At 49.3% G+C, this 16,505-nt stretch carries 16 protein-coding genes; 1 reads left to right on the top strand and 15 read right to left on the bottom strand.

The window, feature by feature from the left end:
- Positions 1-376 precede the first annotated feature (376 nt).
- The 5 genes from TY09_RS06875 to TY09_RS06855 form a co-directional block, all read right to left on the bottom strand.
- On the bottom strand, positions 377-1,594 hold the full coding sequence (locus tag TY09_RS06875; RefSeq protein ID WP_042432374.1) for a UxaA family hydrolase: 1,218 nt from the start codon (positions 1,592-1,594) through the stop codon (positions 377-379).
- 119 nt (positions 1,595-1,713) lie between these two features.
- The gene (locus TY09_RS06870) at positions 1,714-2,046 is read right to left on the bottom strand and encodes a UxaA family hydrolase (RefSeq protein ID WP_042432371.1); all 333 of its coding nucleotides are present in this window, start codon (positions 2,044-2,046) and stop codon (positions 1,714-1,716) included.
- A 14-nt stretch (positions 2,047-2,060) separates the two neighbouring features.
- Positions 2,061-2,726, bottom strand: coding sequence for an RraA family protein (locus TY09_RS06865; protein WP_042432368.1), 666 nt, complete (start codon positions 2,724-2,726; stop codon positions 2,061-2,063).
- Between the two features lie 131 nt (positions 2,727-2,857).
- Positions 2,858-3,628 (bottom strand): SDR family NAD(P)-dependent oxidoreductase, encoded by a 771-nt coding sequence (locus tag TY09_RS06860; protein WP_042432365.1) that lies wholly within the window; start codon positions 3,626-3,628, stop codon positions 2,858-2,860.
- Between the two features lie 153 nt (positions 3,629-3,781).
- Positions 3,782-4,900, bottom strand: a complete 1,119-nt coding sequence (locus tag TY09_RS06855) for an enolase C-terminal domain-like protein (RefSeq protein WP_042432362.1) — start codon at positions 4,898-4,900, stop codon at positions 3,782-3,784.
- A gap of 316 nt (positions 4,901-5,216) precedes the next feature.
- On the opposite strand from TY09_RS06855, the gene TY09_RS06850 reads away from it, so the two are divergent.
- On the top strand, positions 5,217-6,311 hold the full coding sequence (locus tag TY09_RS06850; protein ID WP_042432359.1) for a LacI family DNA-binding transcriptional regulator: 1,095 nt from the start codon (positions 5,217-5,219) through the stop codon (positions 6,309-6,311).
- 137 nt (positions 6,312-6,448) lie between these two features.
- Here TY09_RS06850 and TY09_RS06845 read toward each other — a convergent pair whose 3' ends face one another.
- The 10 genes from TY09_RS06845 to TY09_RS06805 form a co-directional block, all read right to left on the bottom strand.
- Positions 6,449-7,288, bottom strand: a complete 840-nt coding sequence (locus tag TY09_RS06845; RefSeq protein WP_042432356.1) for a carbohydrate ABC transporter permease — start codon at positions 7,286-7,288, stop codon at positions 6,449-6,451.
- Positions 7,285-8,115, bottom strand: a complete 831-nt coding sequence (locus tag TY09_RS06840) for a carbohydrate ABC transporter permease (RefSeq protein WP_242841449.1) — start codon at positions 8,113-8,115, stop codon at positions 7,285-7,287. Before TY09_RS06840 ends, TY09_RS06845 begins: the two co-directional genes overlap by 4 nt.
- A 206-nt stretch (positions 8,116-8,321) precedes the next feature.
- A complete protein-coding gene (locus TY09_RS06835; protein ID WP_009066698.1) occupies positions 8,322-9,668 on the bottom strand; it encodes an ABC transporter substrate-binding protein in 1,347 nt (448 codons plus the stop codon).
- A 502-nt stretch (positions 9,669-10,170) separates the two neighbouring features.
- Positions 10,171-11,346 carry a GGDEF domain-containing protein gene (locus TY09_RS06830; RefSeq protein WP_207739184.1) on the bottom strand — a complete coding sequence of 392 codons (1,176 nt, stop codon included), beginning with the start codon at positions 11,344-11,346 and terminating at the stop codon, positions 10,171-10,173.
- Between the two features lie 316 nt (positions 11,347-11,662).
- Positions 11,663-11,944 (bottom strand): hypothetical protein, encoded by a 282-nt coding sequence (locus tag TY09_RS06825; protein WP_042432352.1) that lies wholly within the window; start codon positions 11,942-11,944, stop codon positions 11,663-11,665.
- Positions 11,945-12,087: 143 nt separating this feature from the next.
- Positions 12,088-12,261 (bottom strand): CopG family transcriptional regulator, encoded by a 174-nt coding sequence (locus TY09_RS17880; protein ID WP_074432615.1) that lies wholly within the window; start codon positions 12,259-12,261, stop codon positions 12,088-12,090.
- Between the two features lie 391 nt (positions 12,262-12,652).
- Entirely contained in the window at positions 12,653-12,838 is a 186-nt protein-coding gene (locus TY09_RS06820; RefSeq protein WP_042432350.1) for a ribbon-helix-helix domain-containing protein, read from the bottom strand.
- A gap of 392 nt (positions 12,839-13,230) precedes the next feature.
- Complete coding sequence (locus TY09_RS06815) at positions 13,231-13,938, bottom strand: nitroreductase family protein (protein ID WP_042432348.1); 708 nt, start codon at positions 13,936-13,938, stop codon at positions 13,231-13,233.
- A gap of 44 nt (positions 13,939-13,982) precedes the next feature.
- Positions 13,983-14,318 (bottom strand): ArsR/SmtB family transcription factor, encoded by a 336-nt coding sequence (locus TY09_RS06810; protein WP_009066499.1) that lies wholly within the window; start codon positions 14,316-14,318, stop codon positions 13,983-13,985.
- Between the two features lie 311 nt (positions 14,319-14,629).
- On the bottom strand, positions 14,630-16,060 hold the full coding sequence (locus TY09_RS06805; protein WP_042432345.1) for an MATE family efflux transporter: 1,431 nt from the start codon (positions 16,058-16,060) through the stop codon (positions 14,630-14,632).
- Positions 16,061-16,505 lie beyond the last annotated feature (445 nt).

Genomic DNA, 16,505 nt, shown 5'->3' with positions numbered 1-16,505 from the left:
AAAACTTTGTACAACTTATTATAAAAAACTTTTGGTTATTTGTCAAATAATATAGATTTTCCTATTTTTGTTTATAACAATCAGAGAAAATGCCATTTGGATTTACAGTTGTTCCACTTGAATGAGAGATTGAATTTCTTCCCCCACCTGCAGCGGGGGAAGAAATCGCTGTACTTTCATAAAGCGATTGTGAACCGGTTATATCATCCGATTGAAAACAGGCAGAATGCTGAAAATCGCATAGGTAAAAACGGCAGATACCGCAGAGGAACGAGCAGACTTGCGGTATGTGTCTGAATTTTGCGGCATTTGCCAATGCAGGCGCAAAATAGTAAAGCAATTTTACACCGGCACGTTATTCGACGGTCTGAAAACACTATTCACATTCCCTTTTGACCACGACCTCTTTTTCCTGATATTTATAGGGAATAAAATACTCTTTATGGCCGAGTTTTTCCGCATTGGTCGGCTTGCCGGAACACACGCGGATCACCTCATCGCAAAGATTCTGGCACAGCTGTTCCAGAGTGACCTCGCCGCTTAAGACCGGCCCGGCGTTAAAATCCATATCTCCACTCATTCGGTGGAAGGTGCCGCTGTTTCCGGTGATTTTATACACGGGAGCCACCGCGCTGCCCACGATGTTCCCGCGGCCGGTCACCAGAAATACCAGCTGACAGCCGCACGAGATCAAATCCATCAGCCCTTCGTTGTCGTTGGGGTTGGTATAGCCAAAACCCATCCAATACGGGTCGGGCGTACTGTCGAGCAGCCAGAGCCCGTTTTTGGGCGGTTGCTGAGAGACCTTGATCACACCGCTGATGGGGCGGCTGCCGCTTTTGATCACGGCGCCCATGCTCTTCTCTTCAATAGAGGAAAGCCCGCCCGCAAAATTCCCGGGAGAAACGGAATACTGGCGCACCGACTTGCAGTACTCCAGCGCTTTATCATAGGTATAGGCAAGCTGTTCCCGCGCGCAGTCGTCTGCGGCCCGCTGTACCAGCAGGTCTTTCAGGCCCACCGCTTCCACAATTTCTTCAAACACGGCGGTGCCGTTCAGATCGACCAGCTTATCGTAAAAGCGGCCGACCACCACATTCCCGGCCAGACCGGAGGTATAATCAGAGCCGCCGCATTCCGCGCCGACAACCAGATCGGAAAAGCCCATCGGCACCACAGGAGTCTGCCGGAGCTCTTCGAGCAGAAGGCGGGCCTGCTGCATGCCGTATTCGATGGAGGGCTCGGTGCCGCCGTGCTCCTGCACAAAGAACCACTGCGCCGGTTTCCCGGCCTCCAGCGCTTTTTCCGCCAGGTGCTTCGGCTGCACATACTCGCAGCCAAGACCCACAGCCAGCACGCCCCCCACATTCGGGTGACGGATCAAAGCCAGCAGAAGCCGCACCGCGTACTCATTGTCGCAGCAGCCGTCGAAGCCAACCACATCCACATCACTGCTGTCGATGCGGCGTGCAATCTCTTTCGCAACATGCGAGGAACACTCCACCGTATACACAACCAGCAGCTTATTGCGGATCCCCTTCCTGCCATCCTGGCGGAGATACCCTTTCCAGCGTACATTCTGATACTCTTTCATCTCTGCTTCTCCATGTTGAACTCATTTTTCATCAAACGATGGAACTGTAGCGGTCATGTCTCCACCGACTTCGGCAGGGAAATAGGACCAAAATCCTGCATTTTCACCGCAAATGATGGTTACTCATAGTGTGTATCCGTCGGCGCACCGGTCACAACATCCATGCTCGACGATCTTGCGTCGTAGAGGCTTTTCATATTGTGCAGATGGACCCATTGCCCCGTTTTGATCTCTTTGGTGGCGCACCCGATCACCACACCGTATTTCACGATGTTTTCACCCGGCGCAATGTCGCGGAGCGCGAGCTTGTGCCCTGCCGGTATCTCTTCGGTAACGGCGACGCTCGGCTGGGATGGGTCGCCGTGCGCCGCGGCGGCGCCCGGCACAAGGGCCTGAAGCGCGGTAGCCACATTATCTGCCTGATCGATCTGGAAAACGGCCTGCTCGGTCATATTCCCGGCCCCCTTTACAAGATGCCGAATTTGGCAAAGGCTGCGGTCGCGGTCATGCCGCCCTCGATCGCTTTTCGGACCACTTTTTCGCCCGCCGCTTTTTCCAACGCCTTTTTAAACACTTCCGTTTCGTATTTCTGCGGAATGATCAGCACGCCGTCGATGTCGCCGAACACGATGTCGCCGGGATTGACCCACACGTCGCCGAATTCGATCGGGCAGCGGAAATCCACCACCTGCGTGCGCACGGAGGAATCCTGTGCGTAGCAGCCGCAGCTGAACACCGGCCAGTTCTGCTCGAGCACCTGCGGCGTGTCGCGGTGCCAGCCATTCACGACGGCGCCCGCCGCTTTTCTGGTTCTGGCGGTGGCCGTGAGCAGCTCCCCCCAATAGGCGCAGCGCTTCGTGCCGCCGGTGGCAAGGTAAATCTCATCCTCCTCGAGCTGATCGAGCGCCTCTGTGAGAAGGCCGAACGGTTTTTTCTGCGGCCCGTACACGTCGATCATCAGAACCGGCATCGCGCGGCCCACCAGCTTCATGTCGCCGCGCAGAGGGCGGACGTCCTGCGGAAGAAACTGATGGTAGCAGCCGAGGCCGTCCAGAATATCCCCTACAACGGGGGTGTACAGGCGCTCTTTCACGAGCGCAAACAGTTCTTTGTCGTTATTCCATTGTGCCATGGTGAAACCCTCCCACTGTTCTTTTGGCATATTGCATTCCATTTTTAAAAAGCTGTTCGCACCTTCCCAAGCCTGCGGCAAGAGAAGGTGGCGCTGTTTTTACACAACAATACTTTTCAGGTGATTTCGCCTTAAAAGCCGATCAGAGCGCCGCCGTCCACCGGGAGCGCAACGCCGTTGACAAATTTCGCGGCGGGAGAGCAAAGGTACACAACCGCCCAGCCGATATCCTCCGGATCGCCGAACCGGTTCATCGGCGTTCTGCCGAGAATCTTCTGCTGGCGGGGCGGATCGTTATCGACGGCCTTGTGGAACATGGGCGTGTCAATCCAGCCGGGCGCAACCGCGTTGACACGGATGCCGTCTGCGGAGACCTCGGCGGCCAGCGAGCGCACCATTCCAAGAAACGCGGATTTGGCGGCGGCGTAGCCCATCACATAGGGCATGCCGATAAACGAGGTCATCGACGCGGTAAAGACGATGCTTCCCTTTTGGTTCTTTCTCATATGAGGGACAAACGCGCGGGTGAACGCGTAGGAGCCGACCACATGAACGTCGAGCACATCGGTAAAATCCTTAACGGACATTTCTTCAATCGGCTTTTTGCAGTGATTGCCCGCGTTATTGCACAGGATAGTCACATCGCCGTGCTCCCTTATGATTTGGTCGGCGATTTCCTGCGCACGGTCGGTATCGGTCACATCGTAGGCATAATAACTCGCGCTGCTGCCCAGCTCTTCGCACGCCTTTTGCAGCTTATCGGCATCTCTGGCTAAGAGGATCACCTCAGCCCCCGCGGCTACCATACATTTCGCCATCGCAAACCCAAGGCCGGTCGCGCCGCCGGTAATGACGGCACGCTCCCCCTTCAGAGAAAACATGTTTTTGAATTCTTCGCTCATTTGCTCGATCTCCTTTTCCCTATGAAATAGCATCCGTTTTTCCCCCGCCTTTGGCGAGGGAAATGCTTGTATCTTCTTGGTAGTTTACTCTCCCCATCCATGACGGAAAGAATGCCGGTATCTTTCCTGCCGTTCATTGCCTCCCTGCCGTTTTTACAGGGTCAGCACTTTATAAGAGACACAATTCCTTTCGATCAGCTCCCAGTCAAGCTCCGCGCCGATGCCCGGTGTTTTGGGCACGGTGATGATCCCGTGATCGTCAATGGGAAGCTGCCCCTTCATCGGAAACTGGAAGCTCTCTTCCGGCACAAAATATTCAAAGAAGCGGCAGTTGCGGATCGCGCAGGAAACATGAAGATTTACAATGTCCATATAGGTCATGGTCGTGGTGTGAATTTCACAGCGCAGGCCAAAGCTGTCTGCCAGATGGGCGATTTTCAGGGTGCCGGTGATGCCGCATTTCCAGGAAACATCGGCGCGCACAATATCCGCAGCCCGCTCGCTGATGACCTGCGCCACGCCCCAGTGCGCGCCGCGCGTGGTTTCCGTCGCGGCGATCGGGATATCCAGTGTTTTGCAAAGCTCCTGATATTTGTAAAGCTCGAAATCGCGGAACGGCTCTTCAAACCACAGGTAGTTGAGCTTCTCCAGATGGCGGCCCACCGTGATCGCTTCGTCCAGACTGTATTCGCCGACGGGGTCTGTCATCAAGCCCATGTCGGGTCCGACGGCCTCACGAAGCTTCTGGTGGATTTCCATATCAAACTCATACGGGCCGGGCGGATGCGCCTTATAGAACGGAATTCCCTTGTCACGATAGTACAGCGCTTCGTTCACATAGGCCTCCACGGTATCATAGAAAAGGCTGCTCGCATAAACCGGCAGGCTTTCGCGGTAAGCGCCTATGTACTGGTACAGAGGGAGGCCGGCGGCCTTGGCGCAGATGTCCCACAGCGCAACGTCCACAGAGCCCGGAAGAAAAACAGGAAAAAACGCCTCGTGACGGTCCAGATTCCAGAAATCGTAAAAGATTTTCTCCCTGTCATACGGGGAACGGCCCATGACCATCGGGGCAACCGTATCGCAGAGATACGACTCCGTCACCTGCCCGGAACGAGCCGCCATAGCGGTGGCGATTCCCTCAATCCCGGTATCGGTCGTCAGCTTGATGACAACGACGTCCCAGGGCATTTTTCCGCCGCCTCTTCGCTTTTCGTCAAACAGGCATTGATCCCGTTTCACCCACCACGATTCGAACTTCACGATTTTCATTTTTGTTCCGCCTTTCTCTTCGGGAAATAGAGAAACGTTTTCTCTATTTCCATCATCATTCTAGCATTATAGCTAACTAAAGTCAACGATATTACAATCAAATTCTCAATACATACAATCTCACTCTCTAAAATAAAGCTTATACTGGAATTAAAATAGAAAAAACGTTTTTTACATTTTAGAGAACTCCCTTTCTTTCTTTTGGTATTTATGTTATATTAAATATACTTTAAAAACGCTTGCACAAGAGAACGCCGTTTCTTTGAGCGGTGTTACAAGATAGGTAAGTAAAATCAAGGATTGGGAAAGGATCGGTATGAAAGATAAAAAAGCTACCTTAAAAGATATTGCGGCTGAGGCAGAGGTTTCCCTTTCCACCGTACACAAGGCACTTTACAACAAACCCGGTATCAGCGAAAGAGTGAGAAAAGAGATTTTGGCCATTGCCGAAGGCATGGGCTATAAAACCAACTATGTTGCCTCTTCCCTGAAACGCAAGCTGCTGAAAATTGCCTTTGTGGTGCCGCTGCCGAACTCCGGCACAAACCGCTATTACTACCGGGATATCTGGAAGGGCATGCGCGCCTTTCAGGCAGAGGCGGCCGAGTTCAACATTGAGATTCTGGATTTCGGTTTCTCGGGCCCGCTGAGCAACCTGCCGAAGCACCTGGAGGAGGTATACCAGAACCACTGCGATGAAATTTCCGGTCTGGTAACGCTCGCGGTAGAAGACCCGGCGTTTACTTATTTTATCGATCAGTTCAGCAAGAGAAGCGTTCCGGCCGTCTTCATCGTTTCCGACCTGCCGCAGGCAAAACGCCTTTGCTGTGTGCGAGCGCAGGATTTGATGGCCGGCAGCCTGGCCGCTGAGCTGATCTCGGGCTTTACCGCGAACAAAGGCAAGGCTCTGGTGGTATCGGGCGATATCATGGTTTCGACCCACTATATGAACGTTACCGGCTTTGAGCAGTATTTTGCAAAAGCGCAGGACCGGATGGATATCATCAAAATCTACAACCGCAGGGACCCGGAGCATTTATACTATGAGCTTGTGGAGCTGCTGAGATCCGACCCGGAAATCAGCGCGATCTATTCCTGCACGGCCACCAACACGCCGCCGGTCTGCAAAGCGGTGCTGGATGCAGGCCGCGCTGGAACGATAAAGGTGATCGGAAGCGATCTGTTTCAGGAAAGCCGCGAGATGCTCCTTTCGGACGTGCTGCAGGCCATTATCTACAAAAAGCCTTTCAAGCTTGGCTATCTCGGCTGCCGGACACTGTTTAACTTTCTGGTGAAAAACGAGTTCCCGAGAAGCGACAGCATCTTTATCGAGCCGATCATTGTGTTAAAAAGCAACCTGCCCTTTTACGAGCGCGATATTACCGCCGACAACGCTTATGAAACCATTTGAAAAGTTCTCTTTTATCGCCGCTCCGCTTTTGCGGCAATTCACAAACCGAAAACGGTGACTGCGGATCTGTTCCGTCAATCACCGTTTTTCTGTTGTCACAGGTCCAAAAGAACCGGATTGCTGCGGGAAATCAGGCATCAGCCCTTGAGGGCGCCTTCCATAATTCCGCTGATAAAATATTTCTGCATGCTGAGGAAGATGATCAGCAGCGGGATCAGAGACAGAATGATGGTCGCCGTCAGCGTGCCGTACTGCCAGGAGGCCGCCTCGTCGCGCAGGAAGGTAATGCCGACCGGCAGCGTCTGCGCCTTTGCGGTAGCGGTCAGGGTTCTGCCGTAGGTAAATTCACCCCATACATTGATAAAGGTGAAAATGATCACGGTGGCGATGCCGGGCTTTACGACCGGGAGCATGATCTTGGAGAAAACCTGCCAGTTGTTGCAGCCGTCGATCGTAGCCGCCTCGCCCAGAGTATTCGGAACATTGTTGAACTGGCCGCGCATGATAAACACGGACATGGGCAGATTGGTCGCGATGTAAGGCAGAATCAGGCCCCATGCGGTATCGATCAAATCCATTTTGGATTCCATGATATAAATCGGGATCAGATAAATCACATAAGGCAGCGTCAGTATAAACAGGACAAAGCCCAGATAAATATTTTTGAACTTAAAGTCCATCTTCGAGAACGCGTAACCCATAGAAGCGCTGAAAACAACCGTGGCCAGCACGCTCCACAGAGAAACGACCACCGAGTTTCTGAAATACTTGAGGAAATCGCCCATCTGGGTGATCACCTTGACGTAATGCTCGAAGGTGATTTTTGTGGGGAGGATCGTCAGCGCGGACGCATAAATTTCATCGTTGGTTTTCAGCGAGGTGAGAAACGTCCACAAAAACGGAACGATGAAGACAAAAGCAGTGACCAGCAAAAGAATAAAAAGGATGAAATTGAGCGCCAGATTCTTTTCTTTCATACCTTCACCTTCTTAATCTTTGCGTCGTCCCCTCTGTTGAGGAACATATTAAACACAGAAAGCACCAAAATGACGACGCCCATGAAATAGGCGATGGAAGAGGCATACCCCATTTCGAAATATTTAAATGCATTGATCCACGTGTACTGGTACAGCACCAGAGTAGCGGTTCCGGGGCCGCCCTGCGTCATGATGAAGGGCTGCTCAAAGACCTTAACCGCCTGGATGATTGCCCAGATGCCACAGATCACATAGCTTTCTTTCAAATTCGGGAGCGTAATATGTACGATGCGCTGGTACGCGTTGGCGCCGTCTACCCGGGCGGCCTCCATAATATCGTTTGAAATGGCCTGAAGCCCCGCCATAAACAGGATGACCAGCATACCGATGTTTTTCCACAGGCTGACTACGATGATACTGACCATCGCCCAGTTGCCGTCGCCCAGCCAGTTCTGAGCCCACGCACTCTGGTGCAGCACATCTACTAGGAACCAGTTTAAGAGGCCGTACTGCTCATTCAAAATCCACTGAAAGATGATACCTGTCAGGGAAAGCGGCACGACGACCGGCAGAAAAATACAGGTTCTGAAAAAGCCCGATCCTCTCACCCCTTTATCCAGCATCATCGCCAGAATCAGGGAGATGATCATAACGCCCGGCAAAAACGCGATGGTAAACACAACTGTATTCCGGAGTGCATCCATAAAATAAGAATCGGAAAACATTTTGATGTAGTTGTTGAAGCCGATGAAGATCGGCTGTGGATCAAAGCTGAAATTATACTGCGTAAAACTGAGATACAGGGACCGGAATAACGGATACCCCATGTACAATGCCACAAAAAGAAAACCCGGAAGCATAAATGCATAGCCTGGAACTTGTTTTTTGAGGCTGAGTGAAAGCTTATTTTTCATTTTCATTCCTCCGCCGATTTCATCAGAAGCCTAAGCACGATCAGCCATTCCCGCGTCCCGGGAATTCATACAGGGAGCGTTTCCCTGTATGAATTTCCTGAACGAAATCCGTTTGCTGCTTAATGATTGAGGCCGGTTGTCAAATCCAACGTGCCAATCAGCTTCTTAAGGTTGCTCTGTGTATCCTCTACGCTCTGGTCGCCCTTGATGCATTTCTGCAGCTCGACCTGAATGCCGGTATCCAGTTTGGAGAAATCCTTATACAAGGGAGTGGTAACCGCGGATTTGGTCGCTTCTACAACGGTTGGCCAATCTGCGTTCTCAAGGCCCTGATAGTGAGCGAGCAGCGGGGACATTTTGCCGTATTTGTTCAGCGCCTGAACGTGGAATTCCGTTTTGAGCAGTTCTTCTTTGATGAACAGCTTTGCAAGCTCGATCTTCGGGGAAGCCTTCGGAATCACCGCGCCGTGGATGTAAACCAGAGAGCCGTGCGTATCGGTGCCGGGAACCGGAATAACGGTGGTGTTGTCTTTTCCGACGTTCTCCTGGCATTCGATCCAGCGGGAAGCCGCGGTCATCAGCATGGCGACCTTTCCGGCTTTAAAGTTGGTGCGGCCTGCATCCATGTCCGCAAAGGTATCGGTCGGGGTGTAGCCGTCTTTTACCAGCTTGGTCCAGCTTGTGAGCAGGCCCTTGGATTCGGGGCTGGTAAAGTCGATGGTTTTGCCGTCGGACTCATAGAAATTGCCCTTGATTCCCTGCAGAGCAGAAAGATAAGAGTAGGTCATAAAATTGGTGCCCCAGTCGATGGACAGGCCCGTCTGCACGGTTTTGCCATTCTCTACGACGGTCGCTTTCTTTGCATACTCGTAAAGCTCATCCCAGGTTTTGGGAGTCTCTACCTTCCCGTTGGCGTCTGTCAGGCCGGCTTTTTTCATCAGTTCTTTGTTGGCAACGATGAACATGACTTCGCCGGTGATCGGGATCATGTACTGCTTGCCTTCTACATTGCCCAGCTCAAGGAACGCGGGGAAGAATTTATCCTTCGCGATGTCGCCGGTAAAGAAATCGTCACCGAAATCGATGATGTAATCCTTTGCGGCATACTGAACCGCATGCTCACGGCTGCCGCCGATCGCAATATCGCAGTTCGTTTTGCCCTGAGACCATTGCAGCATGTTGGTCGTCACGTCGGCGTTATCGACCTTGTTGTAAACAACGGTTACGCCGGGGTGCTTCTTTTCAAAATCAGCCTTGATCCCCTCAAAATCATATTTGCCCATCATCCATGCCTGTGTCGTAACGCGGAGCTCGCCTGTCAGCTCTTCACTGGCCGCCCCTGAAGATGTGGAACCTCCCTGTGCAGCAGAGCTGCTGGGTGTGGAAGAACCTCCGCATGCCGTTGTGGAAAGCAGCATCACTGAGGCCAGTGTCAAAGCCAAGCCTTTTTTGAACCCTTTTTTCATAACAAATCTCCTTCCTCAAAAAAACATATGATAACCTGCAGGTTTTCCCAGATAAAACCTGCAAGTTATTGCTGAGCAATGGTTGGTTTTCGCACAGGCAAGTCATCTAAAATTGCAATTATGTATTGAATATTTGTATACAACTTACCCTGTGATTTCATTATATCGGAATAAAGGCGAATGAAAATAAAATATTTTTAGTGATTTTGTTTGATATCTTTGAAAGTTTTATAGAAACGAATCCATGAAATACCTTTTGATTGGAAATCTGTTTCTTTTATTACTCTGATTCTCAGGCTGAGATTCTCTGAAAAACAGATAGCCGGGTCTCTCAATCTTTGCGGCAAACACAATGGAGAAACCTGCAAAAAAAGCTGTACGAATTTAAAATTCGTACAGCTTTTTTCAAGAATTTTTTTATTTATGGGAAACGTGCAAAGAAACTGAAAAAGACAAGTCTATGTTTGCCGCTCAAACACAAAACTCACTGAATTTTCTTCTGCTAAATATGAAATACCGAAATATCCTCATGCCACACCAGGGTATGATTTTTGCCGCTGCGCTTTGCGGCATACAGCGCTTCATCGGCTGCAGAAAAAAATTCCCGCCGGGCCCCAAACCGCTTCGCGTCGTAACGCGCAATGCCGATACTGACTGTAGCGGGAGTTTGATTGCCGGTCTCCCGGGCGGCCTCCTCAAAGCTTTGGCGAATCGATTCGGCCAGTACAACGTCCTCATCGGGGACCCGGTTGGTGATAATGGTGAACTCCTCGCCCCCGTATCGGTAAGCAACTTCATCTTCCCTGAGATTGGCTTTGATACAGCCTACCAGAGTCATAATAATCTTGTCCCCGGCGTCGTGGCCGTTCTGGTCGTTCACCTGCTTAAAGTCATCAATATCCATAATGATCAGTGAAAACGGCTGAAAGCTCTGATGATGCTCCTGAATCCTCGCGCTCAGTCTTTCATAAAAAGTCGCATGATTATACAGACCGGTGAGCGAATCCATCTTGGTGCGCTCATGCGCACAGATGATGCTGTATACCAGACTGTTCTGCCGGCGCAGGCTCATTTTAGCAGACATATAGCCCGCCACAATGATCGCCGCCGCGGTAAGAACATTCATAAAATCAGGTTTGCGTATCCATTCGGTATGGTCATATGCGAAATACAGAAGCCCAATATAGAATAGATAGAGAAAAAAATTCAGACAAAAAACACCCAGCAGCAGGTTGTCATCGATATAAATCAAAGCCAGCAGCACGGGAAATGTAAAAATGACATAGATCACCGGTACGGCATTATGCGCCAGCGCCAGCATCAGGCAAAGCAGAGACAAGCAAAAAAGATACAGATACGCCTGTATGCTGTATCTGCCGTTGGCCAGAAGTCTGCGGGAAACTGCATGGGTGACCGCAAGAATAGATACATTGATCAGCGTTGGGGTGACGATATAAATCAAAAGGTATTCTTCCGTGTTTTCAGCGCCGCCGTTTAATTTTTTGAACACAAAAATCGCCAGCTCGACAATAATCACCATTGCGACAAAAGTCCATGTAAGGCGCAGCATGTGATTGCCCCACACCTGATATTCCAGCTCTTTTTCAAACCGCAGCTTTACTATATTGGGAGGAGATTTTCGAAACTTCACCAATACGCACCCTTTAAACCGATTCATTATTAAACTTCCAACGGCACACCGAAACAATCGAAAAACAGAAGGGAATTGCATTTTTCAGCATGATTCGCATCAAAACAATATACCGATAAGAGAATTTATTCTTATTTTAAGGATAGCACCGTTAAATGAATAAATCAATCATTTTTCCGAAGTGAATGTATAAATACAGTATTTTCCAAGAGGGATTTGGTCACCGCGGCTGCTGTTCGTTCCTATATAAACTTCTTTGCAATAAGCAAGTGAACTCCACATGGAATCATGTGGAGTTCACTTAAATTGTCAGACCAGATGCCGGTCAGATGAGAAAGCGCTGCTATACTACACCCTGAAAAATCAGTATTTCCAGCAGGGAAGACAGCACTTTTCCTGTGGTGATCAGTTCATAGTCAGGGCCGTATTCATTTCGGTAGACGCGCAGCGCCTGCAATACCGCCATTTTGTTATGCCGCTCCGGCTGCACCTTAACGGCATACTCGGCTCCATTGATTTTCAGATTCACAGTATAGCTTGCTTCCAGAGGCTCTGCATGGGCTTTCATTCTAAGGGAATTGCAGAGGCTTTCAAACTGCTTTTCTTTGAGCTGCCTTATGACCATAATCCTCTTCCTTTCATGATGTTCGGCGACATTGCTTGAAAGGAGTTGCGGCGCATGATATAATAGTTACGCTGCATTTGCTTTCGGGCATATGTCGCTTTGGGGAAGTGGCGTGTTGCTTTGCTTAGGAGCCGCCGCTTCCTTCATTTTTCTTTGGACAAAAGCAGATGGATTCCTTTTCTGATGGCTTCCCCTTTTGAAATTGCGTTTCTTTCGCAATAACTCAAAAGTTTCGCTTCGGTTTCAGCATCAAGTCGAATACTATACCGAATATCTTTAGGCTTATCTGCTTTTGGCCTGCCAATTTTGGGTGACATTTCACACCTCACTTTCTGTCACACCAAAATTATAGTTGTTGTCACACATAAAGTCAAGTGTATTTCTAGATATTTTTCAGATATAACACAAACTCATCCCTTTGTCAGCAGCTTTATTCTGTCATGGACAGCTCGGAGGATAGGCGTTTCGTGTTCATGTCCAAACTTCGGTATTGGCACACACATTTCAATCAAGGAAGGCCCCTACCAGGGGCCTTCCTTGATTGATGCTTTTTCATAACGGACAAACGCAGGAACCTGCATAAAATAAGTCTGCATTGTTCGAAAGAAATTGCGGAGCATGATATAATAGTAAAGCTGCATTTGCTTTCAGGCATATGTCGCTTTGGGGAAGTGGCGCGTGTTTTTAGTCGGAGATGCGCCGCTTCCTTCATTTTTTATCGAGGTCGTCATAGATCTTGTCAATCCCCTTGCGGACAACATCAGAAGTTGTTGTGTCGAAAGCTTTTTTGCAAACCTCTAATTTCATCTTTGTATCATCATCTACCAATACAAAAATTCTGTCCTTCATGGGTTTATCGCCAGATGGAGGACGCCCCATCTTTTTTTGCGCCACATACTCACCTCACTTTCATACGCATGTATCTATTGTAAATTGACATGCGCATGAAAGTCAAGTGTAAAATGAGGATGTCGTTTTTGGTGTTCTAAAACCCATAAATGTTGCACACATCACTTGGGTATTGGCACATTTATCCCGTGTTCCGCGAGTCCCTCCGTCTTTTTTCGGTTGACCATCGTTTCTACATCTGCACCGGCTTTCCGTCCAATAGGCAACTCATTTCAATCAATAAAAGCCCCTAGTAGGGGCTTTTATTGATTGATTCTTTTCATAATGGTAAACCGGGTGCCCGCGTTAAATAACTCTCTGTGGCTGCAAGCAGACGAATATTACACCCAAAGCACTTGTTGTTGGCGGCAAGTGCTTTATCAGCGACTTTCCGCCATTCAGGCTAACTCGCCAAACAGACGATACCCTTTTTTATTTGTCTCTTCCTCTTTACGATGAAAGACAAAGGGCTTGTCAAAATGCCTGCACGCCAACGCGTAATGACAAAGCGCGATGCCCATATCTACCTCTGTTTTTTTATAAACCAGTGAAAGCGGGGGTTTCAGGCTCTGTTTGTAAAGCAAAACCTTATCACCGGATTCTTCTAAATACCAGGGCTGGATGTTCATGCCGGATGGCGCCAGATGTACGGCTTGAATACATGTATTTTCCGGGGCGTTGGTGATTTCATTGATCGGCTTGCGCTTGAATTCATCTTTGCTGCGGTGTACAGACTCGTTCGCTTGACCAAACGCAATGGTGATGATGTCTTTGCTATTGGCGTCTTCCATATCTTTTGTCTTACCAAGCCAAACGCTGCCGATGTCGTGGGCATCAAACCACAAAATGAGCTGTTGAAAAAGAAACCCTGCATTCTCCGATTCTTTTTCTTTGCCCTGTCCGCTGATCATCAGATAATGCGGAGCCTGCACTTTGAATATCCCCTTGGCTTTGGTGACAAACCGGTACTCCAGCGGCACATCGAGATAAAGCAGTTCGAACCCATTGATCGCCTCACGAATTTCTTCCAACTGCTCTTCTCCAAAAGGCTGTTGAGTGTAGTTTCTGCATGACTTTCTTCTATTGATGGAGTCAAATAAATCCATGATACATTCTCCTTTATCAAAATAGTATGGTTTGCGTTATGGGATTAATAATGTCTCTCCATGGTCTCATCAACAAGCATTACTAACTTTTTCAGGGGCTCAAAGGCATCCACGTTAATATGATAAAAAGTCATTGTACCTTCCTTGCGCATCCGCACGATCCCGGCATCTTTCATCACCTTTAAATGGTGCGAAACAGCTGGTCGTGAAAGGTGGGTGTGGGCAGTGATCTCACCCACACGCATTCCTTCTTTACAGGTGTTTTGCATGAGGGTCACTAAAATGGATTGTCGCACTTCGTCCCCAATTGCCGTCAAAATCTGCCGACAATCATTAAATTTATCCTGAATTTCTTGAAAGCTTGCGGTACTATTGCTCATGGCCATCACTCCAATTGGTTTATCAGTTCGAACAAATAAACTATGATCATTATATCCGCATCTTCATTTATTATCAACATTGAGTAAGAAAATCAAGATGGATAGTATACTCGAATAGAACAGATCTCCAACAGATATAAAATGAAGGGGCAAGACAATCTTGTTTTGAATTTTCCACGGTACTTCGGTGCAAAAACGATATGAAATTTTTTGTTCCATTTCTTATCCAAACTTGATCCCTCAAATGCAAAAACAGCCAACCCAATAAAATTGGGCTGACTGTTTTCCTTGATTCTCCATACAAAAGCTTTTCACAATTCTGATTCGGCAATCGGCTGTGCAGCCGCAGCCTGTTTGTGGATCTGCTGCCGCGCATAGAAAAAGATGACCACCTGGCCGGCTCCCGCCAACACCCAGGTAACGGGATAGGCGGCGAAAAGCACAAGCTCTGCAGGGTACCAGGCAAAGATCGTAGCCAGCCATACCATCCGCAGCAGGCAGGCGCCCACTAGCGTGCAAAGCATCGGCGAGATGGAATAGCCCATTCCATAGGATAAACCGGGGTATACATCCATGATGCCGCAGGCGACGAAAGAAATCATGATGATATACAGACGCAGCATCCCCAGCTCAATCACCTTCGGGTCAGATGTGAAGATGCCGAGCAAGGGCCTGCCGAACAGCACGGTCGCCCCTCCAAGAAGAATCCAGGTAATGAAAACCAATACCGTGGATACCTTCGCAATATTATCGATACGGCTATATTTTTTTGCGCCCATGCTTTGGGCCGTAAAGGTTACAACCGCGTTGTAATAGGCAAGCATGACGGTGCCGATATAGTTTTCAATATTCATTGCGGCAGCGTTGGCCGCGATCATGGTGGAGCCGAAGGAATTGACGGCCGACTGGATCAGCACATTGGAAATGGAAAACAGCAGGCCCTGCAGCCCCGCCGGCAAGCCGATCCGGATCAGCTCCTTTAGCTTCTCTTTGTCGGCCCTCAATTTTTGGGGGATAAAGCGGATCGCCCCGTCGTAACGGGACAGGGAAAACAGGATCAGCAGCGCCGAGAGATATTGGGAGATCACCGTGGACCACGCTACGCCGTCGACGCTCATGTGCAGAACGATTACGAAGAAAAGATTGAGAACCACGTGCAGAATGCCGGTGACGCCCAAAAAATACATCGGGCGGCGGCTGTCGCCCACAGAGCGCATAATCGCCGCGCCGAAAGTGAATACCATGTTGGCGGGCATACTGACGAAGTAGATCCTCATGTACAGCACTGCAAGGCCCAATATGTTCTCCGGCGTGCCCATCATTACCAGCAAAGGCCCGCAGAATGCAATTCCTACGGTCATTACGATGAGCCCGCCGATCATGCTCAGGACAATCGAAGTATGAACAGACCGGCTCACGGCGTCCGCATCACCGGCCGCATAATCCCGTGCCACAACGACGCTCGTCCCTACAGACAATCCTGTAAATAAGGTGATGATCAGATTGATCAGAGCGCCCGTCGCGCCTACCGCAGCCAGCGCATCGCCCCCTGAAAAGCGGCCGACGACAACCATGTCTGCGGTATTGAACAGCAGCTGCAAAATATTCATGGCCATGATGGGCAGGGAGAAAACCAACAGTTTTCCAAACAACGGCCCGTCGCCGTCATCTGTATGGTGGCGGTACTTTAAAATAAAATGGAAATACGCTTTTTTTGCATTTTCTACAATCAGCAGCAGCATGACCTTGCGGTTCCCTTCAACATGACTTCATGCATCAAAAAGTCCGAATCTTTCTCAATCAGAAAGAGATTCGGATGATTTCTATTCGATGTGCCCAATAGAATGTCAACATAAGCCAGATTTGTTATAACAGAATTTACCCATCTTGTAAAGCGAAAACATCCCGTGTCTTCCCCCTATCTGGATTTTTCCCGAACCAGGAAATAACGCAGATCCATCCCGGCAGCAGACCAAATCATGGGATACTGGTTACAGTATAAAGTGATTTTATGAATTGTCAATACCGATTGATTAAATACCAAGAGAATAAATAAAAACAAAAGCTTCCCCCCGAATTCTTTTACATTCGGAGAGAAACTTCCGAGGAAAAGAGAACTGGTTTTTTTATTTTACTCAACGCTAAAGCTTTTCTGAACATCCCGGAATAGCTGGGTGTTCGTATGAC

The sequence above is a fragment of the Faecalispora jeddahensis genome (genome assembly GCF_000577335.1).
GTDB classification, from domain to species: domain Bacteria; phylum Bacillota; class Clostridia; order Oscillospirales; family Acutalibacteraceae; genus Faecalispora; species Faecalispora jeddahensis.
The sequence above is the reverse complement of the archived record's forward strand: the minus strand, read 5'-3'. Positions and strand labels throughout refer to the sequence as shown.